The organism is Kumtagia sp. (assembly GCF_059502445.1).
Genome location: NZ_JCACER010000025.1, coordinates 23,355 through 46,810, shown reverse-complemented (window position 1 = coordinate 46,810; position 23,456 = coordinate 23,355). Strand labels below are relative to the sequence as shown.

Here is a 23,456-nt window from a genome sequence, read left to right as displayed (position 1 = left end):
GGAACTACCCTGTGGAGGAGAATGGAAGATGTATGAGAGAGAGAAAGACCTCGTTGACGCGTTCATTCGCGGGCAGGTGGATCGTCGCGGCCTGATCAAGGGCCTCGGTGCGCTCGGCCTGACGGCCGCCATGGGCGGCACGCTGCTCGCCATGGCGCAGAGCCGCGCCATGGCCGCCGACTTCGACTGGCAGGCGCACAAGGGCAAGTCGCTCAAGCTCTTGCTCAACAAGCATCCCTATGCCGACGCCATGATCGCCAACCTGCAGGCCTTCAAGGACCTGACGGGGATGGAGGTCACCTATGACGTGTTCCCGGAAGACGTCTATTTCGACAAGGTGACGGCGGCGCTGTCGTCGGGCTCGTCGGAATACGATGCCTTCATGACCGGCGCCTACATGACCTGGACCTACGGCCCGGCCGGCTGGACCGAAGATCTCAACCAGTGGATCAAGGATCCGGCCAAGACCAGCCCGACCTATGCCTGGGACGACGTGCTCGAGGGCGTGCGCAAGTCCTGCGCCTGGAACGGCCAGCCCGGCGGCACGCTCGGATCCGACGATGCCAAGCAGTGGTGCATTCCGTGGGGCTTCGAGCAGAACAACATCACCTATAACAAGGAGATGTTCGACAAGGTCGGCGTGCAGCCGCCGAAGGACCTCGACGACCTCGTCGCGGTGGCGGCCAAGCTGACCAAGGACGTCGGCAACAACGTCTACGGCGTCGGCGTGCGCGGCTCGCGCTCCTGGGCGACGATCCATCCGGGCTTCCTCTCGGCCTACGCCAATTTCGGCCAGAAGGACCTCAACGTCACCGACGGCAAGCTGTCGGCAGCCATGAACACGGCCGAATCGAAGGCCTTCCACGCCAAGTGGGTCGAGATGATCCAGAACAGCGGCCCGAAGGACTGGTCGACCTACACCTGGTATCAGGTCGGCACCGACCTCGGCGCCGGCGCCTCGGCGATGATCTTCGACGCCGACATCCTCGGCTATTTCCAGAACGGCGGCACCAAGGAAGCCGGCAAGCTCGCCTTCCACGGCTTCAAGGCCAACCCGGCGGCCGAGGCGCCGACGCCGAACATCTGGATCTGGTCGCTGGCCATGTCGTCCTTCGCCAAGGACAAGGACGCCACCTGGTACTTCCTGCAGTGGGCCTCGAGCGTTGAGCACGCCATCTTCGGCGCCACCAAGCACGATTTCGTCAACCCGGTCCGCAACGCGGTCTGGAAGGACGAGATGTTCGTGGAGAAGCTGAAGAAGTACCCCGGCTATTTCGAGATGTTCACGGCCTCGGCTCCGGGCGCCTCGATCAAGTTCACGGCGCAGCCGCTGTTCTTCGACCTCACCACCGAATGGGCGGCGACGCTGCAGAAGATGGTGGCCAAGCAGGTGCCGGTGGACGAGGGTCTCGACCAGCTCGCGCAGAGCATCGACGGGCAGCTCAAGGACGCCGGCCTGGGTTGATCCGGGTCTCGGACCGGCCGCGGTGCGGCCGGTCCGGACGCCATCGATCCAATGTCATGTACCAGCGGCGCATTGCGCAGCTGACCGCCCGGCCGGCCGCCGCTCCCTGTCGGGCCGGCCGGGCGCCTCTTCAAATCCGGAGCCGTGAATGACCGCCGCTGCCACTGCCCGCGCACGACCGTCGGGTTTCCGCATCAGCAAGCGCGTGCTGCCCTATGTCCTCAGTTTGCCGGCTTTGCTCGTCTGCATCGGCATCCTGATTCCGTTCCTAACGGCCGCCTGGTACTCGCTGCACCGCTACCGGCTGAGCCAGCCCTGGGGCTATAAGTTCATCTGGTTCGACAATTACGCAGCCTTCTTCACCGATCCGAAGTTCTGGAACACGCTGCAGATCTCGCTCACCTACGCGGCGACCACGGTGGTGCTGGAGTTGCTGCTTGGCCTCGGCATCGCCTTGCTGCTGCAGAAGCGCACGACGCTGAACAACTTCATCTCGATCATGCTGCTGCTGCCGCTGATGACGGCGCCGGCGCTGGCCGCGCTGATGTGGAAGCTGATGACCAATCCCGGCTTCGGCATCCTTTCCTATTTCGCTAGCCTGATCGGCCTGCACGATTTCCGCTGGGCCTCGTCGCCCTCGACCGCGCTGTTCACGGTCGTCCTGGTCGACATCTGGGTCTACACGCCCTTCATCATGATCCTGCTGCTCGCCGGCCTGCGGTCGCTGCCGACGCAGCCCTTCGAGGCGGCCGCCCTCGACGGGGTGCCGCGAACCTTCGTGTTCTTCCGCATCACCCTGCCGATGCTGACGCCCTACATCCTGACGGCGACGCTGTTCCGCCTGCTCGATTCGATCCAGCAGTTCGACATCATCTACGCCATGACCCAGGGCGGGCCGGGCGACACGCTGACGGTGTTCCAGGTCGAGGCCTATCTCAACTTCTTCCAGTCGACCAATGTCGGCCGGTCGGCGGCGCTGATGATCATCTTGTGGGCGATCACCTACTTCCTGTCGAACATCTTCATCAAGAACTGGCTGCGCCTGCGCGAGCGCGCCCGCGGCAACGGCTGAGGGGAGGCTGTCATGGAACATACGTCCACCCTCGAACGTGTGCTGCGCGGCGCAGCGCTGGCGCTGGTCGTCATCTTCTTCATGTTTCCGCTGTTCTGGATCTTCATGATGTCGTTCCAGACCAACGAGACGATCCTGCGCATTCCGCCGTCGATCGTGTTCGAGCCGACGCTGTCCAACTATGCGGCGCTGATCACCGGCCGGCTGGAGACGGCGGCCGGTACGCTGGAGATCAACTTCCTGCGCACCCTGTGGAACTCGGTCTTCCTGTCGGTGACCTCGGTGGCGGTGGCGCTGCTGCTTGGCGTGCCGGCGGCCTATGCCTTCGCCAGGCACAAGTTCCGCGGCTCCGAGGACATCGCCTTCACGCTTCTGTCCTTCCGTTTCGCGCCGCCTCTGCTGGTGCTGCTGCCGCTGACCATCTATTTCCAGCAACTAGGCCTTTCCAACACCTATTTCGGCCTGGTCTGGGTCTACCAGCTCATCTGCCTGCCGCTGATCCTGTGGATCGTGCGCGGCTATTTCGAGGACATCTCGGCCGACGTCGAATATGCCTATCGCATCGCCGGCCATTCGTGGTTCGCGACCTTCCGCAAGATCGCGCTGCCGCTCGCCGGGCCTGGCATCGCGGCGGCCGGCCTGCTCGCCTTCATCTTCGCCTGGAACAATTTCGTCTTCGCCCTGGTGCTCGCCTCGGCCGACAAGCAACCGGTCACGGTCGGAGCGCTCGCCTTCGTCACCGCCAGCGGCATTCAGTACGGCCAGATCGCCGCGGCGATCGTGCTGTCGATCACGCCGACGCTGGCGCTCGCGCTCTACGCCCAGCGTTATCTGGTCGAGGGCCTGTCACTCGGCGCGGTCAAGGGGTAGCGGCATGGCAACGCTCGAACTGAAGAACATCGTCAAGCGCTACAAGGGTCAGGCCGTCCTCGACGACGTGACGCTGAAGGTTGCGGACGGCGAGACGGTCGTGCTGTTCGGCCCGTCCGGCGCCGGCAAGACCGTGCTCCTGCGCCTCATCGCCGGCGTGGTCGACCCCGACGAGGGCGCGATCCTCATCGGCGGCGAGGACGTCACCGACGTCGACGCGGAGTATCGCGGCGTCGGCATGGCATTTCAGAATTTTGCGCTGTTCCCGCATATGAGCGCCTTCGACAACATCGCCACTCCGCTCGAGGCAAGGCGGCAGGCGCCTGGCGCCGTCAAGGCGGGCGTGGAAAGCGTGGCGAAGTTGCTGAAGATCGACCACGTGCTCAGCCACAAGCCGCGTGCCCTCTCCAACGGCCAGAAGCAGCGCACCGCGCTCGGCCGGGCGCTGGCAGGCTCGCCGCCGGTGCTGCTGCTCGACGATCCGCTGCGCAATGTCGACGCAAAGCTGCGCTTCGAGATGCGGCTGGAGCTGCCGCGCCTGCTCGACACGCAGGGCGCGACGGTCGTCTACGTCACGCAGGACTACAAGGAGGCGATGGCGCTCGGCGACCGCATCGCTGTGATGTCGCAGGGGCGCATCCGCCAGCTCGGCACGCCCGAGCAGATCTATCTCGAGCCCGCCACCATCGAGATTGCCCGGCTGTTCGGCGATCCGACCATCAACCTGCTCGACGTCAAGCCGGCCAAGGATGGACGCGGCGTCTATGTCGGCCTGTCCAACGTGCAGGTGCATCTGGCCGGTCCGTTCGAGCAGGCGGTGGGCCGCGACTGCGTGATCGGGCTGCGGCCGGAGGCGCTTTCGTTCGTGCGCGCCGATGCGCCGGCGGCGGTGCCGGTTACGGTCGAGGCCGAGACGCCGCTCAACGAGAAGACGGTTACGCTGGTGCGCACCGTGCGTGGCCGCGAGATCCTGGTGTCGCGTCCGGCCGGAACGCCGGGACCGGTGAGCGGCAATGCGCATATCGCCGTCAATCCGAAGAGCGCGCTGCTGTTCGACCGTGCCACCGGCGACCGGATCGGCGCGAACAAGGTGGTGACGCTGAAGAGCGGAGAAGCGGCATGAGTGTTGATGCAGTCGACCTCGTTCAGCATCGTGGTCCTTCGCACCCCCCTCTGTCCTGCCGGACATCTCCCACTCCAGGGGGTAGATTGGCAGCTTTGACGACGCTGTGCTTCCGGCAACGCCGGCGATTGGCGAAATCAATGCGGCCGGCTGATCTCCCCCCTTGCGGGGGAGATGTCCGGCAGGACAGAGGGGGGTGTCACAAGGAACCGACGGTGGAGACGTTCTCATGACCACCATCCTCTCCATCCAGAACGTCGACAAGTTCTACGGTCCGATTGACCGCGGTGTCCACGCCGTCAGGCAGCTCTCCATTGACATTCCTAAGGGCGAGATCGTCGCCCTGCTCGGCTCGTCCGGCTGCGGCAAGACATCGACGCTGCGCATGATCGCGGGCTTCGAGGAGGTGTCGCGCGGCACCATCGCCATCGCCGGGCGACCGGTGCACATGCTGGCGCCGGTCAAGCGCAACGTCGCTATGGCCTTCGAGGGCTACTCGCTCTATCCGCCGCTCACCGTGCGCGAGAACATCGGCTTCGCGCTCAAGGCGGCGCGGCTCGGCAAGGCGGCGGTCGAGAAGAAGGTGGTGGAGATCGCCGGGTTACTCGAGATCGAAGACATCCTCGACCGCTATCCGAGCTCCATCTCCGGCGGCCAACAGCAGCGCGCCAGCCTCGGCCGCGCGCTGGTGCGCGATGCCGACCTGCATCTGCTCGACGAGCCGATGGGCCAGCTCGAACCGCAATTGCGCGCCGTGCTGCGCGGCCGCATCAAGCATTTCATCAAGGAGCGCGGGCTGACGGCGATCCTGGTGACCCACGACCAGACCGAGGCCAACGCGCTGGCCGACCGCATCGCCGTGATGGAAGGCGGCGTGCTGCAGCAGTTCGACGCGCCGCAGACCATCAAGGAGCGGCCGGCCAACCTATTCACCGGCACCTTCGTCGGCGAGCCGCCGATGAACGTCTTCGAGGCTTTCGTGACCGGCGAGAGCGACCGCATAAAACTGCGGCTGCCGGACGGGATTGCCCTCGACTATGAGCAGGGCGCCTTTGCCGGTGACGTCCGCGACGCGATGCTGCGGCGCCAGCGCGTGGTGATCGGCATCCGGCCTTATGCGGTGCGCCGCGCCAGGGACGGCATGCCGGCCACCGTTTCCGCCAACCAGTGGCTTGGCGACCAGACCCACATCGCCGCCGACTTCGCCGGCGGCTCGCTGGTGCTGGTCGAGCATGACCGCACCCGGCTGGAGCGTGGCGAGCGCATCGGTATCCGCATCGATCCGCAGAACCTTCACGTCTTCGACGCCGGCTCGGGCGCGGCGATCTCGCACGGCTCGGAGCTGGCCTGATGTCGCGGTTGTCTGGATGGAAGTTCACCCCCACCCCTAGCCCCTCCCCCCAAGGGGGAGGGGGACTTTGCGGCCGCCATGCCGCACAAGACCGACGACAGTCGGTGCCTTGCGGAGCCGCAAGCCGGTCCCCCTCCCCCTTGAGGGGAGGGGCTAGGGGTGGGGGTAAACATCGAGCGACACGCCAGCAATCTGGAGCGACCGCATGAATACCGCTCCGGACGTGCTCATCGGCATCGATGCCGGCACCTCGGTCATTAAGTCGGTGGCCTTCGACCTCTCCGGTCGGCAGATCGCCTGCACGGCGCTGCCGAACCGTTACGAGACGATCCCCGGCGGCGGCGCCGAGCAGGATCTGGCGCGCACCTGGGCGGACGCCGCGACCACGCTGCGCCTGCTCTGCGACGAGGTGCCGGATCTGGCGCGGCGCACGGCGGCGATCGCCGTTACCGGCCAGGGCGACGGCACGTGGCTGATCGACAAGGACGGCGAGCCGGTCGGCAAGGGCTGGCTGTGGCTCGATGCGCGCTCCGCCTCGATCGTCGAGGACATCCGCGCGCGTCCGGAGGACCGGCTGCGCTACGAAAGGACCGGCACGGGCCTCGCCGCCTGCCAGCAGGGGCCGCAGCTCAGGCTGATTGAGCGGACGACGCCGGAGCGCCTGCAGCGCGCCGCGACCGCCTTCCACTGCAAGGACTGGCTCTATTTCAAGCTCACCGGCGAGCGCGCCAGCGACCCGTCCGAGGGCTGCTTCACCTTCGGCGACTTCGCCGCCAGGCGTTATTCCGACGAGGTGATCGATATCCTCGGGCTGACGCATCTCAGCCGGCTGCTGCCGGAGATCGTCGACGGCGCGGGGCGAAGCACCGCGCTCACCAACGCCGCAGCCGGCATGACCGGGCTGCTGCCCGGCACCCCCGTGGTGCTGGGCTATGTCGACGTCGCCTGCACGGCGCTGGGTGCCGGCCTGTTCGACCCCGCCGCCAGGCCGGGTTGTTCCATCATAGGCTCGACCGGCATGCATATGCGGCTCGCGCTCGGCGCCGACGACGTGCAGCTCAACAACGACCGCACCGGCTACACCATGTGCATGCCGGCGCCGGGCGTCTGTGCGCAGATGCAGTCGAACATGGCGGCGACGCTCAACATCGACTGGGTGCTGGGGCTGGCCGCCGGCATCCTCGCCTCGCAGGGCATCAGCCGCTCCTCCGCCGAGATGATCCCGCTGATCGACGAGTGGATCGCGACCTCCGAGCCGGCGTCGCTGCTTTACCAGCCCTACGTCTCCGAGGCGGGCGAGCGCGGGCCCTTCGTCGATGCCAACGCCCGCGCCGGCTTCATCGGCATATCGAGCCGGCACGGTTATGGCGATCTGGTGCGCGCCGTCTTCGAGGGGCTGGCCTTCGCCGCGCGCGACTGCTACGCGGCGGCCGGCCCGCTGCCGGGCGAGGTGCGGCTGACCGGTGGCGCCGCGCGCAGCAGTGCGCTGCGACGGATTCTCGGCGCGGCGCTTGGGTCGAAGGTACGCACCAGCAAGCGCGAGGAGGCGGGAGCGGCAGGCGCCGCGATGATCGCCGCCGTTTCCATTGGCCTCTACCCGTCGATGGAGGCCTGCGCGGCCGAATGGGTCGCGCCGCTGCTTGGCCCGGCCGAGGAGCCGGATGCGACACTGGCTGACATTTACGAGAAAGCCTATCCCGCCTATGCGCAGGCGTGGCGGGCGCTGCGCCCGGTATGGCGGACGATGGCGCGGGAGCACTGAAATGACACGCAAGATCGCGATCATCGGCGATCGTTTCATGCTGCCGGAGGTGTTTCGGCAGGAGATCGAGAAGGCCTGCGGCGACGGCCTCGACATTCGGACGCTGGAGCAGCCCTGGCCGGACGAGCCGATGGAGCACGGCTATGCGGTGAACGGCCTCGACGGGCTGAAGGAGTACTTTGGCGATCCCGACGACGTGGTCGGCTTCATCGGTGACGCCGAGGTCCTGGTGACGCAGCTCGCGCCGCTGTCGGACGGCATGATGAAGCGCCTGCCCGACCTCAGGCTGGTCGCCGTGTCGCGCGGCGGGCCGGTCAACATCGATATCGCCGCGGCGAGGCGCAATGGCATCAAGGTCGTCAACGTGCCCGGCCGCAACGCCAGCGCGGTCGCCGAGTTCACCCTCGGCGCGATCCTGGCCGAGACCCGGCTGATCCGCGTTGGCCACGAGTCGCTGCGCGCCGGCGAATGGCGCGGCGATCTCTACCGCGCCGACCGCACCGGCCGCGAGCTGTCGGAGATGACCGTCGGCGTGGTCGGCTACGGCAACATCGGCACCAAGGTGGTGAAGTTGCTGCGCGCCTTCGGCACCAAGGTGCTCGTCGCCGACCCCTATGTGCAGCTCAGCGCCGAGGACCGCAATGCGGGGGTCGAGCTGGTGGCGCTCGACGAGCTTCTGTCGCGCTCCGACGTGGTGACGCTGCATTCACGCGTGAGCGAGGAGACGAAGCACATCATCAACCGCGACACGATCGCGAAAATGAAGCCGGGCGTGATCTTCGTGAACACCGCGCGCGGTCCGCTGGCCGACTACGATGCGCTCTACGAGGCGCTGGTGTCCGGCCATATCGGCAGCGCCATGCTGGAGACCTTCGCTGTCGAGCCGGTGCCGGCCGACTGGCCGCTGCTGAAGCTGCCCAACGTGACGCTGACACCGCATATCGCCGGCGCCTCGGTGCGCACGGTGACCTATGCGGCGGAAAAGGCGGCCGAGGAGGTGCGGCGATATCTGGCGGGGCAGCCGCCGGTCAATCCGTGTTGAGTGCCGGACGATGGTTGCAGTAATAGAACGGTCACCGCCGGAGTACGGCCGCACCGGTACGGCATGGATCCTAGGGTCTCCGCCTCCGCTTCGCTCCGACTCTCGCCCTAGGATGACGAATGGGAGGGGTGCCTCCGCCAGTCTCCGACGTCGGCGATTGGCCGCAAAACCCTATTGTCTTCGTCATCCTAGGGCAGAGCCGGAGCGAAGCGGAGGCGGAGACCCTGGGATCCATGCCGTACCGGTGCGGCCGTACTCCGGCGGTGAAAACAGAACCCCGGACCTTCGCCGCCCCTCATCCGGGGAGAAGAGTGCTGGCCGCGCCGCCGGCGGGTGCCGTCCATGACGGAGCCCGACACAGTCGATCTCTTCGTCGTCGGCGGCGGCGTCAATGGCGCCGGCATCGCCCGCGACGCGGCGGGGCGCGGCCTGTCGGTGGTGCTCGCCGAGAAGGACGACCTCGCGCAAGGCACCAGCTCGCGTTCGGGAAAGCTGGTGCATGGCGGGCTGCGCTATCTCGAATATTACGAGTTCCGGCTGGTGCGCGAGGCGCTGATCGAGCGCGAGGTGCTGCTCAATTCGGCGCCGCACATCATCTGGCCGATGCGCTTCGTGCTGCCGCACAGCCCCGACGACCGGCCGGCCTGGCTGGTCCGGCTCGGCCTGTTCCTCTACGATCATCTCGGCGGCCGCAAGCGGCTGCCCGGCACGCGCACGCTGAACCTGTGCACCGCGCCCGAGGGCGCGCCGATCGAGCCGGCTTTCACGAAGGCATTCGAATATTCTGACTGCTGGGTCGACGATGCCCGGCTGGTCGTGCTCAACGCGCTCGATGCCAGCGGGCGCGGCGCGCGCGTGATGACGCGCACCGCCTGCGTCTCGGCCCGCCGCGAGGGCGGCGCCTGGCTTGTCGAGACGCGCCACGGCCGCACCGGCGTCCGGCAGACCTGGCGGGCACGCGCCCTGGTCAACGCCGCCGGGCCGTGGGTGAACGACGTCATCGGCCATGTCGCCGGGGTGAACGCCGCGCGCGCCGTGCGCCTGGTCAAGGGCAGCCACATCGTCGTGCCGAAGTTCTGGGAAGGCCGGCAGGCCTATCTCGTGCAGAACACCGACAAGCGGGTGATCTTCATCAATCCCTATGAAGGCGACCTGGCGCTGATCGGCACCACCGACATTCCTTATTCCGGACGGCCGGAGGACGTCGTGGCCGGCGAGGACGAAATCGCCTACCTGATCAAGGTCGTGAACCGCTACTTCAAGCGCAAGCTTACGCGTGACGATGTGATCCACAGCTTCTCCGGCGTGCGGCCGCTCTACGACGACAACGCCGACAATCCGAGCGCGGTGACGCGCGACTACATCTTCGAGCTCGACGCCAGGGCCGGCGAGGCGCCGCTGCTCTCCGTCTTCGGCGGCAAGATCACCACCTTCCGCAAGCTGTCGGAGCATGCGCTGGAGAAGCTGAAGCCGTTCTTCCCGGCGATGCGCGGCAATTGGACCGCGGCGGCGCATCTTCCGGGAGGCGACCTGGCCGACGCGGACTTCGACCGGTTTCTTGGCGGGTTGCGCACCGCCTATCCGTGGCTGCCGGTCTCGCTGGCGAAGCACTATGCCCGCCTCTACGGGACGCGCACCGCCGCGCTGGTCGGCCGTGCCAAGTCGCTGGCCGACCTCGGCCGCCGCTTCGGCCCGGATTTCTACGAGCGCGAAGCGGCGTTCCTGACGGAAACGGAGTGGGCCGAGACGGCCGAGGATATTCTGGTGCGGCGCACCAAGCACGGGCTGCACCTCGACGATGAGGAGCGGGCCGCCTTCGAGGACTGGTGCGCCGGACGGCTGGCAAAGGCAGGATGATGACGGGGTTCAGGAATGATCGGGCCGCCGCGGAGTTCGCGGCGTTGAGGGCATTGTCGGCGCGCGTAGGCGCTGATCCGCTGCTGGTGCAGGCGGCGGGCGGCAACACCTCGCTGAAGGACGACGGCGTGCTGTGGATCAAGGCCTCCGGCACCTGGCTGATGCATGCCGGGCGCGACGACATCTTCGTGCCGGTAAAGATGCCGCCGCTGCGTCAGGCGGTGGCGGACCTCGACCCGGCGGCGGAGAAGGCCGAAGCCTTCGTCGTCGCCGACCTCAATCCGCTGGGGCTGAGGCCCTCCATCGAGACCACCGTGCATGCGCTGATGCCGCAGCGCGTCGTCGTCCATGTGCATTGCGTCGAGACCATTTCGCTCGCCGTGCGGTCGGATGCCGAGACCGTGGTCGGTGAGCGGCTGCGCGGGCTCGATTGGGTCTTCGTCCCTTATTGCCGGCCGGGCTTGCCGCTGGCGCGCGCCATCGCCGAGCGGCGGGGGCCGGAGACGAACGTCCTCGTCCTCGGCAACCACGGACTGGTGGTGGCGGCCGACACGGTGGCGGAAACGGAAGACCTGCTCGCCCGCGTCTGCGATCTACTGGCGCGGACACCGCGCCCGGCGCCCCAGGCCGATACGGACGCGCTGCTCCGGCTGGCCACAGGCAGCAACTATCGGCTGCCGGTATCGCCCGAAGCGCATGCGGCGGCGAGCGATCCGGCGAGCTGCCAGATCGCAGCCGGCGGAACGCTCTACCCGGATCATGTGATCTTCCTCGGCGATGGGTCGGTCGTCGCCGCGCCGGGCGAGACGGCGCAGGCCGTTGTGCACAGGCTTGCCGCCGAAGGGCGCGACGCACCGATGTCGATCCTGTTCCCCGGCAAGGGCGTGCTGATGCGCAACGACGCCAATGCCGGCGCCGAGGCGCTGGCCCGCTGCCTCGCCGACGTCACGGCGCGCATCGACGAGCATGCCAGCCTGCACTATCTCGCCGCCGCCGACGCCCACCAGCTTCTCAACTGGGATGCCGAGAAATACCGGCAGGAGCTGACCCGCCGCATGGAAGCCGCCCGGCAATGAGCCTCGTCGTCGGCATCGATGTCGGCACGTCGGGCGTGCGCGCCGTGGCGATGGACGCGTCGGGAGCGGTCGCCGCGCAGGCCGGCACCAGAATGGCAGAGCATGGCGAAAACGGCCGCGACCCGGCGGTATGGCTGCGCGCGCTGCAGGCTGCGCTCGGCGATCTGCTGTCGCGTATCGATCCTGCTGCGGTCGTGGCGCTCGCTGTCGATGGCACCTCCGGCACCATGCTGCCGATCGACCGCGACGGGCGGCCGCTGACCGATGCATTGATGTATTCCGATCCGGTCGCGGACGCCGGCATTCTCGCGGCGATCGCCGCGGCGGCGCCCGCCGAGAGCGCCGCGCACGGGCCGACATCCGGCCTCGCCAAGGCGATGCGTTTCGGCAGGACGCTGACGCCGTGGAGGGTCATCCACCAGGCCGATTGGATCGCCGGCCAGCTTTCCGGCCGCTTCGACGTCAGCGACGAGAACAACGCGCTGAAGACCGGATACGACCCGGTGGCGCGGCGCTGGCCTGACTGGATCGCGGCGGCCCGCGCCGATCCGGCACTGCTGCCCGAGGTGATGGCGCCGGGCGCGCCGGTCGGCCGCGTCCACACATTGGCCGCTCGGCGCTTCGGCCTGCGGACCGACGCGATCGTCGTTGCCGGCACCACCGACGGCTGCGCCTCGTTCCTTGCCACCGGCGCTGCGGAAATCGGCGATGGCGTGACGGCGCTCGGCTCGTCGCTGACTGTGAAGGTGCTGTCGGACAAGCCGATCTTCGCGCCGCGCTATGGCCTCTACAGCCACCGCATCGGCGACCGCTGGCTGGCCGGCGGCGCCTCCAACACCGGCGGCAAGGTGCTGGCCCACTATTTCCCGGTCGAGCGGATCGTGGCGCTGTCGGAGCGGATCGATCCGGAGCGGCGGAGCGGCCTCGACTACTATCCGCTGCTCGGCAAGGGCGAGCGGTTTCCGGTCGCCGACCCCGAGCTTGCGCCCCGCATGGAGCCGCGGCCCGACGACGACAGTCTGTTCCTGCATGGCATCCTGGAAGGCATCGCCGGTATCGAGGCGCGCGCCTACGCATTGCTCGCCGAACTCGGCGGACCGCGGCTCGCATCGCTGCGCAGTGTCGGCGGCGGCGCGGCGAATCCTGTCTGGACCGCAATTCGCCGGCGCCGGCTCGATGTGCCCTTCCTGCCGGCGCTATCCGAGGAAGCGGCTGCCGGAACGGCGCGGTTGGCGCTGCAGGGCGCGCGCGCCGAGGGATTGCTGTGAGCGCCGCGGCAAAAGCAGCCGGGGCGACCGGCCTTGCCGAACTGGCGGCGTGCTACGACGTCTTCTTCGTCGACCAGTTCGGCGTGCTGCATGACGGCAGCGCCGCCTATCCCGGTGCCATCGAGGCGCTGGCGCGGCTGAAGGCGGCAGGCAAGACGGTGGTGCTGCTCTCCAACTCCGGCAAGCGTGCCAGGCCCAACGAGGAGCGCATGGCCCGGCTTGGCTTCGATCCCGCTTCCTGGGACGTCTTCGTCAGCTCCGGCGAGGTGGCCTGGAAGATTTTTGCCGGCGAGATGGGTGAGCCGCGGCTCGCCCCCGGCACGAAATGCCTGCTGATTGCCCGCGACGGCGACAGGAGTGCGGTCGAAGGACTCGGCCTCGACATCGTGAATGATGCGGCGGCGGCCGAGATCGTGCTGCTCAGCGGCAGCGAGGGCGACCGCTTTCCGCTCGAGCATTATGCCGGGTTGCTTGCGCCGGCGGCGAAAGGCGGCGCGCGGCTCGTCTGCACCAATCCCGACAAGATCATGCTGACCGCCGTCGGCCCGCGCTTCGGCGCCGGCCGCATCGCCGAGCTCTATGCCGAGCTCGGCGGCACGGTCGAATGGATCGGAAAGCCGTATCCCGCAATCTACGAAGCGGCGCTGAAATTGGTCGGCGACCCCGAAAGGGCCCGCGTCGTCGGCATAGGCGACAGCATCGAGCACGACATCGCCGGCGCGAAAGGCGCTGGCTTGGCCGCGGCCCTGGTCAGATCGGGCGTTCTGGCCGATCTCGCGCCGGAGGGACTGGAGGCGCTCTATAGCGAGCATGGCGCGCGGCCGGACCATCTCCTCGCCTCGTTCGCTTTCGGTCGGTAAGGGGCGGGACGGTGTCCTCCACGCTCCCGCCCGGCACCAATCCGCCACTCTACCGCTTCGCCGATCCGGGGACCTCGCCGACGCGCTGGCCTGCGGTATCGGCATCCGCAGTCTTGCAACTGGCCGGCTCCTTAACCACCCGTAAACCTTCACTCGGCTGTCACATCATGCCCCTAGGTTGAAGCGACAGTTGATGGGGGCGTCGCGTGTCGGGATTTTTCTTTGCGTTTCGGCCGGACGGTCGGCGGGGCTTGCCGTTGTTGGCCCTGGCGGTTCTCATCGTCGCCGGTTCGATGCTCGCCTCCGTCGAGCGTTCCCAAGCCGAGCGCATCCAGGGTTCGGGTTCCACTTTCGCCTTTCCGGTCATCAGTGCGTGGACGAAGAGCTTCCTCGAGTTCCGGGCGGCTGGCAGCGATTTCGTCTTCGGCGACATCGGCGTCGACTATGAGCCGATCGGCTCGCTCGGCGGCGTCATGCGGCTCGCCCAGCCGGAGGTCGATTTCGCCGCGTCCGACGCGCCGTTCCCGCCGGAGGAACTGGCCAAGCTCGACCTCGCGCAGTTTCCGATCGTCATCGGCGGCCTGGCGGTGGTGGTCAACCTGGAGGCTGTCGAGCCCGGCCGGCTGAAGCTGAGCGGCGATGTCCTGGCGCAAATCTATCTCGGCAAGGTCACAAGCTGGAACGATCCGGCTATCGTCGCCGTCAACCCCGATCTCTCTCTGCCCGACCTGCCGATCGCCGTTGTCCACCGTGGCGACGGCTCCGGCTCGACGCTGACCTGGACGCGCTATCTCTCCGCCGCGAGCGCCGAATGGCGCGAGTGCGTGGGTGCCGACACCCTGGTCGAGTGGCCGAAGGGGACAGTCGCGGAAGGGACCGCCGGGATGATCGCCGCCGTCAAGCAGACCGCTGGCGCGATCGGCTACATGGAATTCGGCCAAGTCGGCCGCGCCGGGCTGGTCTATGCCCAGGTAGGCAATCGCAGCGGAAATTTCATCGCGCCCGGCGCCGAAATTTTCGCGGCGACGGCGGCCAAGGCCGCTTGGGACCCGGAGCGCGACTTCTATCTCGAACTCACCGAGGTCGACGCCGCGGACGCCTATCCGCTCACCGCCGCGACCTTCGTGATGATGCACAAGAGCGAGCGCTCGGTGGCACGGACCCGCCGCACCCTGTTCTTCCTGTCGCACGCGCTGGAGCGCGGCGGCGAGGAGGCGGCCGGGCTCGGCTACGTGCCCCTGCCGGAGCCTCTGGTGCGCAAGGTCAAGGACTATTGGCACAGCACCCTGCCGGGCGGCGCCGGGCTCTGAGCAGCACAAGCACGCCTGGACGATTTTCGGGCCGAAAGGATCCACACCATGGAAGTCGACTATTTCCGCGAGATCATCGTGCCGGTCATCGGTGGCCTCGGCATCTTCCTGCTTGGCCTCGAATTCATGTCGAACGGCATCCAGGCGCTCGCCGTCAACCGCATGCGCGCGCTGCTGGCCAAATTCGCGGGAACGCCGGTCAAGGGCGTGCTCGCCGGAACCGTGATCACCGGCGTCCTGCAATCGTCCACGGCGATGACAGTGATGGTGGTCGGCCTGGTGAATGCCGGCGTCGTGGCATTGCGCCCGGCGATCAGCGTCATCATGGGCGCCAATATCGGCACCACGCTTGGCAACGGGCTGATCGCGCTGCCGCTCGGGCCGCTCGGCCTGCTGTTCGCCGGCGTCTCCGCGCTGGTCTACGTCTTCTCCAAGAGCGAGAAGGTGCGCAACATCGCGCTCGCCTGCATGGGCTTCGGCCTGATCTTCTACGGCCTCAACCTGATGACCGGCGGCCTGAAGCCGCTGCGCAACATGCCCGAGATCATGTCGCTGATTTCCAGCCTGAACGCCGACAGCTTTTTCGGCCTGCTTGGCTGCGTGCTGGTGGCCGCCTGCATCACGGCGCTGATCCATTCCTCGTCGGCGACCATCGGCATCGTCATGGGCCTCGGCGCGGCCGGCATCCTCGACTGGCAGACGGCGGTCGCCTTCTCGCTCGGCGCCGATCTCGGCACCACCATCACCTCCTGGATGGCCTCGCTCAATCTCTCCAAGAACGCCAAGCGCGCGGCCTACGCCCATATCTCCTTCAATTTCCTCGGCGTGGCCGTGATGCTGCCGCTGTTCTTCCTGTCGATGCAGCTCCTGGAAGCGGCGATGCAGTGGTTCGGCGGCGATCCGGGCCTGCCGGTCATGGTCAACGGCAAGGAAACCTATCCGCTGGTGCCGGTGGCCATCGGCATCTACTCGACCGCCTTCAACATCTTCAACACGATGCTGCTGTTCCCCTTCGTCGGCGTTTTCGAGAAGTACCTGTCGCGGATCGGCCATACGGCGGCGGAGGAGATGGAGGACTATTCCACGCCGAAATATCTCGACCGCGCCTTCTCGGGCGATCTCCTGAAGGCCGTTCCCGCCGTGCAGCAGGAAACGCTGCGCGACCTCGAAGCCGGCGCCGTCTTCCTCGACATCGCGCGCGGCGCCAAGAACGCGCCGAAGGATCCGGGCGAACATTTCACGGCCGTCGACATCCTCAACCGCGACATCCGCGCCTATTCGGCGTCGCTGTTCAAGGACGACATGCCCTACGACCAGCTCGACCTCGTCGCCAGCCTGATTGAGGAGGCCGACTTCACCGCGAGTCTCGCCGAGGCGCTGCATCAGGTGGCGCGGCGCGTGAAGCGCGAAAAATTCGGCAGCCAGGCCCAGGAGGTCGTCGACACGGCGCTGCTCAAGCTCGACCACGCCATGCGCCTGATCATGCCGAACGGCGGCGTGACCGCGCCGGCCATGCCGGCCGGCCACGTGCAGATCCCGACCGTGGAAGAGATGCGCGCCAAGGTGCTGAACACCGGGCCGGCGATCGGCGCCGCCGAGCGCGGCGCCATCCTCGCCATCCTCGGCAGCGTCGAGCGCGCCGATCTCCTGATCAACCGCATCGATGCGGAGCGCCGATCGGTGAACCGTGCCGGCGTCCTGGCCAAGATCAACGCCGCGGCGGCGCAGCGCCAGCAACGTACCGGCTATGCCGGTGATGCGGCGGCGGTGCCGGCGGAATAGGACCTCGATTCCGGCGGCGTCCGCCGACGGCGGCCGGGGCGACACGTCCGCGGGAGATCAAGTCGCGGGCTCGGCGCTGTGCCGGGCCCGGGTTCGTTTACGGGGCCGACCTTGGGAGGGAGTCAACCGCCACCGCTCTCTGACATGCTTTCGCGGCTCCATCGCTGCCAGGTCATCATTGGTAGCCAGGCAGGCTGCGGTGACGTGGTCGAGCCTTTCGTTGCGGCTCAAAACCTGTTTGACTTGCCGTGAAACAGCCGGGGATCGGTCGATGCCGTCGCCAGAAGAACCTCACAACCGGTCTTGGGCTCTGGGGATCGGCTTCATGCTGGCGGTTGCCGTTGTGACCATCGCCGTCATCTGGACCTTGTATGGCGCGATATGGGGATAGGTCGGTTTGGCGACTTCGTACCTGCGCTGGACATGGTAGCCTGCCTTTCCGGCAGGACGCGTCGACAGCGGCACTTGGCCATCAAGTTGATTTTTATAGTCAATTTGCGCGAGAGCTGGTGCCGCTTGCGTGACTCGAACACGCGACCCCATCATTACGAATGATGTGCTCTACCAACTGAGCTAAAGCGGCTGCCGGTTCGGGCTGGCCCGACGGTGAGCGCCTGATAGCCGGATTGCGCGGCAAATTCAAGCCGTCGGCGCGGCGATTTGCGGGAACTGCCGGACTGGCGGCGCGGCCTCATCCCAGGGCGCCCCGTCGGCCGCCGGGCCGGCTTGACGGCGGCCATCGGCGTTTCCCTTCCGTCCGCCCGTTGATTGAACGCGCCGCTGCCGCTAACGATCATGTGAAGGGTGTTCGGTTCGTGGGAGAACGGTTTGGATCCGATCGAGAAAGCGATCCGCGGCGCCTTGGAGAAAGGCGACGCCGAGGACAAGGCGTTTCGCGAAGGCGTGTACCGCAAGGCCTTCGCCGCGCTCGACCGCGCCCTGCAGGCCAATCCGCAGTTGACCGTGGAGGCGGCGATCAATCGCCGCAAGGTGCTGCAGGCCAAGGTCGCCGAGATCGAGACGGAATTCATCCCGGCCGTGCCGGCGCCCGAGCCTGACCCGCTCGCCGGTGCTTTCGAGCTGCGCATGGAGCCGGGCGAGGCTCCGGCCGTATCGGCGCCCGAGGTGTCGGTGGAACCGCGGGCGAACGGCCGTCACGCCGGTGCTTCCGGCGAACTCGGGCGTCTCGACATGCGCGCGGAGCGGGACGCGGCCGCTCCGGCACGGGCGCCGCAGGCGTCCCCTTCGGTCAGGCCCGATCCCGAGCCGGAGCGCGCCGCCCGCGGCCGCCGGCCGCTTGCCATGATCTTCGTTGCCGCCACGCTCGTCGCCCTGGTCGGCATGGGCGTGCTGTTCGCCTACCAGACCGGGCTGTTCAAGTCGCCCGAGGAGCGCGACACGTCCGTGCCGAACCCGCCGCAGACCGCCGGCGAGGAGGACTTCATCCCCGAGAACGAAGGGCCGCCGGTGCTCTCCAGCCAGCCCGATTTGCAGCGCGACTGGATCGGCATCTTCACCCCGGACGACGCGACGTCGGTGAGCGCGCCGGCGGGCACCAGTGCCGAGGCGATGGAGGACGACACCGGCAGCTTCTTCCGCATCCGCTCGAACGAATCGGGAGCAGCCGTCGTCTTCGACGTCGGCCAGGGCGTGCTGGAGAAGATCGCCGGCAGGAAGGCCACCTTCGACATCGTCGCGCGCGCCGCCGACGGGCAGGAGACGGAGATGGCGGTCGACTGCAACTTCGGTGAACTCGGCGATTGCGGCCGCAAGCGTTACGCGGTCGGCTACGAAAGCGCCGACTTCCTGTTCGAACTCGCGCTGCCGGAGGAGGATCCCGGCGCCGGTGGCACCATCGCCATCATCCCGGACTTCGCCAACGAGGGCCAGGCGGTCGACATCTACGAGATCAAGGTCTCGGTCTCGCCCTGACCGCCGGCGCTCGCCGGCCCGGGCCGGTCGAGCAGCGCCTGCAGCGTCTCGATGCGGTCGGCTTCCGCGGACGGCTTGTCCCAGCGCAGGCGCGAGATGCGCGGAAAACGCATGGCCACGCCCGAGCGGTGCCGGGTCGAGCGGTTGAGCCCCTCGAAGGCGATCTCCAGCACCAGCCCGCTGCGCTTGTCGGCGCGCACCGAGCGCACCGGGCCGAAACGCTCGACCGTGTTGTCGCGCACATATTTATCGATCTGCCGCAGCTCCTCGTCGGTGAATCCGAAATAGGCCTTTCCGACCGGCACCAGTTCCTCCGCCCCTTCGGGTCCGGCCCAGACGCCGAAGGTGTAGTCGGAATAGAAGCTGGAGCGTTTGCCATGGCCGCGCTGGGCGTACATCAGCACCGCGTCGACCGTGTGCGGGTCGCGCTTCCACTTGAACCACGGGCCCTTCGGCCGGCCGGCGAGATAGGGCGAGTCCTTGCGCTTCAGCATCACGCCCTCGATCACCGGATGCGGCGGGTGCCGACGCCTGTCGTCGAGTTCAGCCCAGGCGGCGAAGGCGACGATCGGCGAGACGTCGAAGCGGGAGGGATCGAGCCGGCTGACAAAGCTTTCCAGCCGCGCCCGCCGCTCCACGAAGGGCAGGGCCCGCAGGTCTTCCGCTCCGTCCTGCAGCAGGTCGTAGCAGCGCACGAAAACGGGAAAGCGCTCGCGCATCTTTGGCGACACGCTCTTGCGGTTGAGCCGCTGCTGCAGGTCGGAGAAGGTGCCGGTATGCTGCGGCGGGTGGCCGACCAGCAGCTCGCCGTCGAGCGCGCCGTCGAAAGCCATCGCCTCGACGAGATCGGGGAAGGCGCCGGAGATCTCGTCGCCGGTGCGCGAATAGAGCTTTCGCACGCCGCCTTCCGCCACCACCTGGACGCGGATGCCGTCCCATTTCCACTCCGCCGCATAGTCGGCCGGGTCGAGTTTTTCGAGGTCGCTGTCCTCGACCGGATGCGACAGCATCACCGAGCGGAACAGCGCGCGCGCCGTGCTTTGCGGCGGCGGCGCCTTGCCTTCCAGCCAGGCGAAGAGCGAGCCGTAGGGCGGCTCCAGCCCGTGCCAGACCTCCTCGATCGCGCTCACCTCGATCTTGCCGAGATCGGCGAGCGCCTGCTTGGCAAGCCTGGCCGACACGCCGATGCGCAGGCCGCCGGTGACCAGCTTGATGATGGCATAGCGCGCCGAGATGCCGGCGCTGTCGAGGAGTTTCGCCAGCACCGACGGCCCGTCGGAACGACTCGCCGATTGCAGCGCGGCAACCACCTCGCCCAGCGTCGGCGCGTGGTTCGGCTTCTTCTCCGGCGGCGGGTCGGGCCACACCAGCGACACCGTCTCGGCGAGGTCGCCGACATAGTCGTAGGAATAGCCGAACAGCACCGGGTCCATGCGCTCGGTGACCAGCATCCGCAGCATCGCCGGCTTCACCGCCGCGATCGACAGGTCGCCGGTGAGCGCTGCCAGCGCATAGCCGCGGTCGGGGTCCGGCGTTGCGGCGAAATAGTCGCTCATCAGCTTCAGCTTGCCGTTGCGCGACGGCGTCAGCACCAGACGGTCGAGGAGTTCCGCGAAGGATTTCATCAGTCGCCCTCGTCCTCGTAGCCGACCAGATGCAGCGGCCGCGCGGCGATGCCGGAAAGCTCGCACCAGCGCACCAGCGCCTCCTCGCGGCCGTGCGTGACCCACACTTCGCGGGCGCCGGTCTCGCGGATCGTTCGGGTCAGCTCGTCCCAGTCGGCATGATCGGAGATGATCAGCGGCAGCTCGACGCCGCGCTGTTTTGCGCGCTGGCGGATGCGCATCCAGCCCGAGGCGAAGCAGGCGATCGGCTCGGGAAAGCGCCGGGCCCAGCGGTCGGCGAAGGCGGATGGAGGACCTATGACGATGGCCCCGGCGAAATCGGCCTTGGTGTTGTCCTCAAGCGTCGCCGGCTGAAGCTCGCCGAGGTCGATGCCGCGGCTCTGATAGTAGGCGCTGAGCTTCGCCAGGGCGCCGTGGATATGGATCGGCTGGTCGAAGCCGGCCTCGCGCAGCAGCCGCATGACGCGCTGCGCCTTGCCGAGCGCATAGGCGCCGACGAGATGCGCGCTCTCCGGGAACTGGCGGACGGACTTCAGCAGGCGGGCGATCTCGTCGCTGTCCGGCGGATGGCGGAAGACCGGCAGGCCGAAAGTGGCCTCGGTGATGAACACGTCGCAGGCGACCGGCTCGAACGGCGCGCAGGTGGCGTCCGCCTGGCGCTTGTAGTCGCCGGAGGCGACGATGCATGTGCCGTTGTGCGCGACGGCGATCTGCGCCGAGCCCAGCACATGCCCGGCCGGGTGGAAGGTGACGGATACCCCGTCGATCGCGATCTTTTCGCCGAGTTTCGCGGCCTGCGTCGATCCGGCAAAATCGTCGCCGTACCGCAGGCCCATGATGTCGAGCGTTTCCTTGGTGGCGAGCACAGCGCCGTGGCCCGCACGGGCATGGTCGGAATGGCCGTGGGTGATGAGCGCGCGCGGGACCGGCCGGACCGGATCGATGAAGAAGTCGCCCGGCGGGCAGTACAGGCCTTCGGGCCGGGGGTGGAGCAGGTCGCGGGCACGCATGAGGCCGAAGATAAGGTTTTGCACGCGCAAGCAAAGCCTTGTGTCGCAGACTGCTGACTCGGCGGGAGCATTCGCGGCCGGAACGGGTGTTGGCGCCGGGGACAGTTTACTTTTTTCGGCCCGCGCGACCTCTGAACCGCTGCGGCATTTCTGCCGAAAGAAAGTAAACTGTCCCCTGTAGCCAAGCCTCATCCTCGCCACGCCCTGCATCGCAGTCTGGCCATTGAGAGAAAAGTGCGGGAAGCGGGGCGCGGGGCCGAGCCTCTCTAATGAAATACGTGGCGCGGTGACCCGCGCCCCGCCGGCGTTCTTGCCCGTCCGCTAGCGCTGCATTCGCGCAGGTGTCGCGGCTGGGGCCCGGGTCTCCAGCTCACGCCAGCCGCGCTACCGTTTGCACGACCGACCCGGCGCCGACGCTCCCTCCTGATACCCGGTGCGCACCAGATTCCCGCAGGGAGCGGCTTTCACGACCAAGTATGCGGCAAGCCGAAACGGAGGGGATAAAATTCCGCCTGTGAGCGACGCCTGCCGTGCTCCGCGGCATGGCAGAGGCGGAGCAAATTCCGGGTAAGCGCCGGGGACAGTTTACTTTTTTCCGCCCGCGCGACCTTGAAGCGTCACCGCTTTTCTGCGGAAAGAAAGTAAACTGTCCCCTGTTTCCACGCCGTCTCCGCGCCGAATGCGGCGGAGATGCGGGGCTTCCGCACCGCCGGAGCACTTCGCTGGCGTTCCGGCCTGGATCCTATGGTCTGCGCGACGGCCTTCGGCCTGCTCCGCCATAGGATGACGAATGCGAAGGGTGCTTCCGCCAATCGCCAACGTTGAAGATTGGCGGGAACGCTCTTTGCCTTCGTCATCCTATGGCGGAGCAGGCCGAAGGCCGTCGCGCAGACCATAGGATCCAGGCCGGAACGCCAGCGAAGTGCTCCGGCGGTGCGGAACGGGATGACCCGCTGTGTGTCGGCTTCAGCTGTCGATCTCGCCCGGCTCAATTTCGGCTTGCCGGAATGCTTCGGAAGGCGATATGCGGCGACATCGTGCGTGAGGCAACAAGGCAGGTCGTCGCCGGCGCGTCGACGCCGTCCATCGGTGTTCATCCTGAGATCGCAATGAAACCGCTTCCCGCCTCCTCCGGCGACCTGATCGCCGACCGCCGCGCCGATTATGCGGAAATGCTGTTCGCCAATGGCGAGCATGCGGCGGCGGCCGAGCTGATGCTTTCGGCGCTGGAACTCGCGCCCGGCTGGGCGATGGGCTGGTTCAGGCTGGGCGAGTTCCAGGAGGCGGCCGGCGCGGTGACCGAGGCCGGGCAGGCCTGGCGCATGGCGCTGAAGCTTGAGCCGGCCGACCGGCCGGGCGCCCGGCTCAAGCTGCAGCTGGTCGGCGCCGAGCCGGCGGCCGCGGCGCCGCCCAGCGCCTTTGTCGAGACGCTGTTCGACCAGTATGCCGACAAATTCGACCACGCGCTGGTGGAGACGCTCGGCTACCGCGTGCCGCAGTTGCTGGAGCAGGCGATCCGCGCGGCGGCACCGGGCCGCTCCTTCGACCGCGCCGTCGACCTCGGTTGCGGCACAGGGCTGATGGGCGAAAAACTGCGGCCCTTCGTCCGGCACCTGGAGGGCCACGACATCTCCGCCGCCATGCTGAAGAAGGCTGAGGCGCGAAAACTTTACGATCGGTTGGAGAAGTCGGACCTGCAGGACCTCGTGCTGCCGCCCGCGAGCACCGATCTGGTCACCGCCGCCGACGTCTTCATGTATGTCGGCGCGCTGGAGCGCGTCGCGGGCATGGTGGCGGCGGCCCTGACCGGCGATGGGCTGTTCGCCTTTACCGTCGAGAAGCATGACGGGCCGGAGGATTTCGTGCTGCGCGAGACGCGGCGCTATGCGCATTCGGAGGGTTACGTGCGGCGGGTGCTTCAGGTGGCGGGGCTGCCCGAGGTTTCGCTCGCGGTGCACACGATCAGGGCGGACCGCGGCGTGCCGGTGGAGGGGTTAGTGCTCATCGCGTCAAGATCGATCTTATAGTTGCCATCTGTCCTGAGCAACTTC

17 protein-coding genes and 1 tRNA gene are annotated in these 23,456 nt (G+C 67.6%); 15 read left to right on the top strand and 3 right to left on the bottom strand.

Features of this window, described 5'->3' with window-relative positions:
• The first annotated feature begins 28 nt into the window (after window positions 1–28).
• The 13 genes from AC5JDC_RS10845 to AC5JDC_RS10785 all read left to right on the top strand — a co-directional run bounded on the left by AC5JDC_RS10845 (window position 29) and on the right by AC5JDC_RS10785 (window position 16,838).
• Window positions 29–1,465, top strand: a complete 1,437-nt coding sequence (locus AC5JDC_RS10845; protein ID WP_106774340.1) for an ABC transporter substrate-binding protein — start codon at window positions 29–31, stop codon at window positions 1,463–1,465.
• Window positions 1,466–1,613: 148 nt separating this feature from the next.
• Window positions 1,614–2,537 (top strand): carbohydrate ABC transporter permease, encoded by a 924-nt coding sequence (locus AC5JDC_RS10840; protein WP_495841361.1) that lies wholly within the window; start codon window positions 1,614–1,616, stop codon window positions 2,535–2,537.
• Window positions 2,538–2,549: 12 nt separating this feature from the next.
• Window positions 2,550–3,407: a carbohydrate ABC transporter permease gene (locus tag AC5JDC_RS10835; RefSeq protein WP_106774338.1), complete on the top strand. Its 858-nt coding sequence runs from the start codon at window positions 2,550–2,552 to the stop codon at window positions 3,405–3,407.
• Window positions 3,408–3,411: 4 nt separating this feature from the next.
• Window positions 3,412–4,530 (top strand): ABC transporter ATP-binding protein, encoded by a 1,119-nt coding sequence (locus AC5JDC_RS10830; protein ID WP_495841360.1) that lies wholly within the window; start codon window positions 3,412–3,414, stop codon window positions 4,528–4,530.
• A 229-nt stretch (window positions 4,531–4,759) separates the two neighbouring features.
• Window positions 4,760–5,881 carry an ABC transporter ATP-binding protein gene (locus tag AC5JDC_RS10825; protein WP_495841359.1) on the top strand — a complete coding sequence of 374 codons (1,122 nt, stop codon included), beginning with the start codon at window positions 4,760–4,762 and terminating at the stop codon, window positions 5,879–5,881.
• A 205-nt stretch (window positions 5,882–6,086) separates the two neighbouring features.
• On the top strand, window positions 6,087–7,643 hold the full coding sequence (locus tag AC5JDC_RS10820; protein ID WP_495841358.1) for an FGGY-family carbohydrate kinase: 1,557 nt from the start codon (window positions 6,087–6,089) through the stop codon (window positions 7,641–7,643).
• A gap of 1 nt (window position 7,644) precedes the next feature.
• Window positions 7,645–8,685, top strand: a complete 1,041-nt coding sequence (locus AC5JDC_RS10815) for a 2-hydroxyacid dehydrogenase (RefSeq protein ID WP_106774334.1) — start codon at window positions 7,645–7,647, stop codon at window positions 8,683–8,685.
• Between the two features lie 342 nt (window positions 8,686–9,027).
• Window positions 9,028–10,542 (top strand): glycerol-3-phosphate dehydrogenase, encoded by a 1,515-nt coding sequence (locus AC5JDC_RS10810; protein ID WP_495841357.1) that lies wholly within the window; start codon window positions 9,028–9,030, stop codon window positions 10,540–10,542.
• Window positions 10,542–11,618 carry a class II aldolase/adducin family protein gene (locus AC5JDC_RS10805; protein WP_495841356.1) on the top strand — a complete coding sequence of 359 codons (1,077 nt, stop codon included), beginning with the start codon at window positions 10,542–10,544 and terminating at the stop codon, window positions 11,616–11,618. Before AC5JDC_RS10810 ends, AC5JDC_RS10805 begins: the two co-directional genes overlap by 1 nt.
• Window positions 11,615–12,886 (top strand): FGGY-family carbohydrate kinase, encoded by a 1,272-nt coding sequence (locus tag AC5JDC_RS10800; protein WP_495841355.1) that lies wholly within the window; start codon window positions 11,615–11,617, stop codon window positions 12,884–12,886. Before AC5JDC_RS10805 ends, AC5JDC_RS10800 begins: the two co-directional genes overlap by 4 nt.
• On the top strand, window positions 12,883–13,746 hold the full coding sequence (locus AC5JDC_RS10795) for a TIGR01459 family HAD-type hydrolase (RefSeq protein WP_495841354.1): 864 nt from the start codon (window positions 12,883–12,885) through the stop codon (window positions 13,744–13,746). Before AC5JDC_RS10800 ends, AC5JDC_RS10795 begins: the two co-directional genes overlap by 4 nt.
• 260 nt (window positions 13,747–14,006) lie before the next feature.
• Window positions 14,007–15,056, top strand: coding sequence for a phosphate ABC transporter substrate-binding protein PstS (gene pstS / locus AC5JDC_RS10790; RefSeq protein WP_495841353.1), 1,050 nt, complete (start codon window positions 14,007–14,009; stop codon window positions 15,054–15,056).
• 48 nt (window positions 15,057–15,104) lie between these two features.
• Window positions 15,105–16,838: a Na/Pi cotransporter family protein gene (locus AC5JDC_RS10785; RefSeq protein ID WP_495841352.1), complete on the top strand. Its 1,734-nt coding sequence runs from the start codon at window positions 15,105–15,107 to the stop codon at window positions 16,836–16,838.
• Between the two features lie 507 nt (window positions 16,839–17,345).
• On the opposite strand, the gene AC5JDC_RS10780 is transcribed toward AC5JDC_RS10785, so the two are convergent.
• A tRNA-Thr gene (locus AC5JDC_RS10780) sits at window positions 17,346–17,421 on the bottom strand.
• A gap of 245 nt (window positions 17,422–17,666) precedes the next feature.
• Between AC5JDC_RS10780 and AC5JDC_RS10775 the strand changes: the two genes are divergently transcribed.
• On the top strand, window positions 17,667–18,770 hold the full coding sequence (locus AC5JDC_RS10775; protein ID WP_495841351.1) for a hypothetical protein: 1,104 nt from the start codon (window positions 17,667–17,669) through the stop codon (window positions 18,768–18,770).
• Here the strand turns inward: AC5JDC_RS10775 and AC5JDC_RS10770 are convergent.
• Together AC5JDC_RS10770 and AC5JDC_RS10765 are read right to left on the bottom strand one after the other, a co-directional pair.
• Window positions 18,740–20,395 carry a cisplatin damage response ATP-dependent DNA ligase gene (locus AC5JDC_RS10770; RefSeq protein ID WP_495841350.1) on the bottom strand — a complete coding sequence of 552 codons (1,656 nt, stop codon included), beginning with the start codon at window positions 20,393–20,395 and terminating at the stop codon, window positions 18,740–18,742. The genes AC5JDC_RS10775 and AC5JDC_RS10770 overlap by 31 nt on opposite strands.
• Window positions 20,395–21,405 carry a ligase-associated DNA damage response exonuclease gene (locus tag AC5JDC_RS10765; protein WP_495841395.1) on the bottom strand — a complete coding sequence of 337 codons (1,011 nt, stop codon included), beginning with the start codon at window positions 21,403–21,405 and terminating at the stop codon, window positions 20,395–20,397. Before AC5JDC_RS10765 ends, AC5JDC_RS10770 begins: the two co-directional genes overlap by 1 nt.
• A 1,109-nt stretch (window positions 21,406–22,514) precedes the next feature.
• Between AC5JDC_RS10765 and AC5JDC_RS10760 the strand changes: the two genes are divergently transcribed.
• A complete protein-coding gene (locus AC5JDC_RS10760) occupies window positions 22,515–23,432 on the top strand; it encodes a class I SAM-dependent methyltransferase (RefSeq protein ID WP_495841349.1) in 918 nt (305 codons plus the stop codon).
• Window positions 23,433–23,456: the final 24 nt, after the last annotated feature.

Bases quoted from the DNA above. Each gene is read 5' to 3' on its own strand.
- AC5JDC_RS10785 (WP_495841352.1), top strand. From the start codon at position 15,105: ATGGAAGTCGACTATTTCCGCGAGATCATCGTGCCGGTCATCGGTGGC.
- AC5JDC_RS10820 (WP_495841358.1), top strand. From the start codon at position 6,087: ATGAATACCGCTCCGGACGTGCTCATCGGCATCGATGCCGGCACCTCG.
- AC5JDC_RS10810 (WP_495841357.1), top strand. From the start codon at position 9,028: ATGACGGAGCCCGACACAGTCGATCTCTTCGTCGTCGGCGGCGGCGTC.
- AC5JDC_RS10845 (WP_106774340.1), top strand. From the start codon at position 29: ATGTATGAGAGAGAGAAAGACCTCGTTGACGCGTTCATTCGCGGGCAG.
- AC5JDC_RS10825 (WP_495841359.1), top strand. From the start codon at position 4,760: ATGACCACCATCCTCTCCATCCAGAACGTCGACAAGTTCTACGGTCCG.
- AC5JDC_RS10805 (WP_495841356.1), top strand. From the start codon at position 10,542: ATGACGGGGTTCAGGAATGATCGGGCCGCCGCGGAGTTCGCGGCGTTG.
- AC5JDC_RS10830 (WP_495841360.1), top strand. From the start codon at position 3,412: ATGGCAACGCTCGAACTGAAGAACATCGTCAAGCGCTACAAGGGTCAG.
- AC5JDC_RS10770 (WP_495841350.1), bottom strand. From the start codon at position 20,395: ATGAAATCCTTCGCGGAACTCCTCGACCGTCTGGTGCTGACGCCGTCG.
- AC5JDC_RS10760 (WP_495841349.1), top strand. From the start codon at position 22,515: ATGAAACCGCTTCCCGCCTCCTCCGGCGACCTGATCGCCGACCGCCGC.
- AC5JDC_RS10800 (WP_495841355.1), top strand. From the start codon at position 11,615: ATGAGCCTCGTCGTCGGCATCGATGTCGGCACGTCGGGCGTGCGCGCC.
- AC5JDC_RS10765 (WP_495841395.1), bottom strand. From the start codon at position 21,405: ATGCGTGCCCGCGACCTGCTCCACCCCCGGCCCGAAGGCCTGTACTGC.
- AC5JDC_RS10835 (WP_106774338.1), top strand. From the start codon at position 2,550: ATGGAACATACGTCCACCCTCGAACGTGTGCTGCGCGGCGCAGCGCTG.
- AC5JDC_RS10815 (WP_106774334.1), top strand. From the start codon at position 7,645: ATGACACGCAAGATCGCGATCATCGGCGATCGTTTCATGCTGCCGGAG.
- AC5JDC_RS10840 (WP_495841361.1), top strand. From the start codon at position 1,614: ATGACCGCCGCTGCCACTGCCCGCGCACGACCGTCGGGTTTCCGCATC.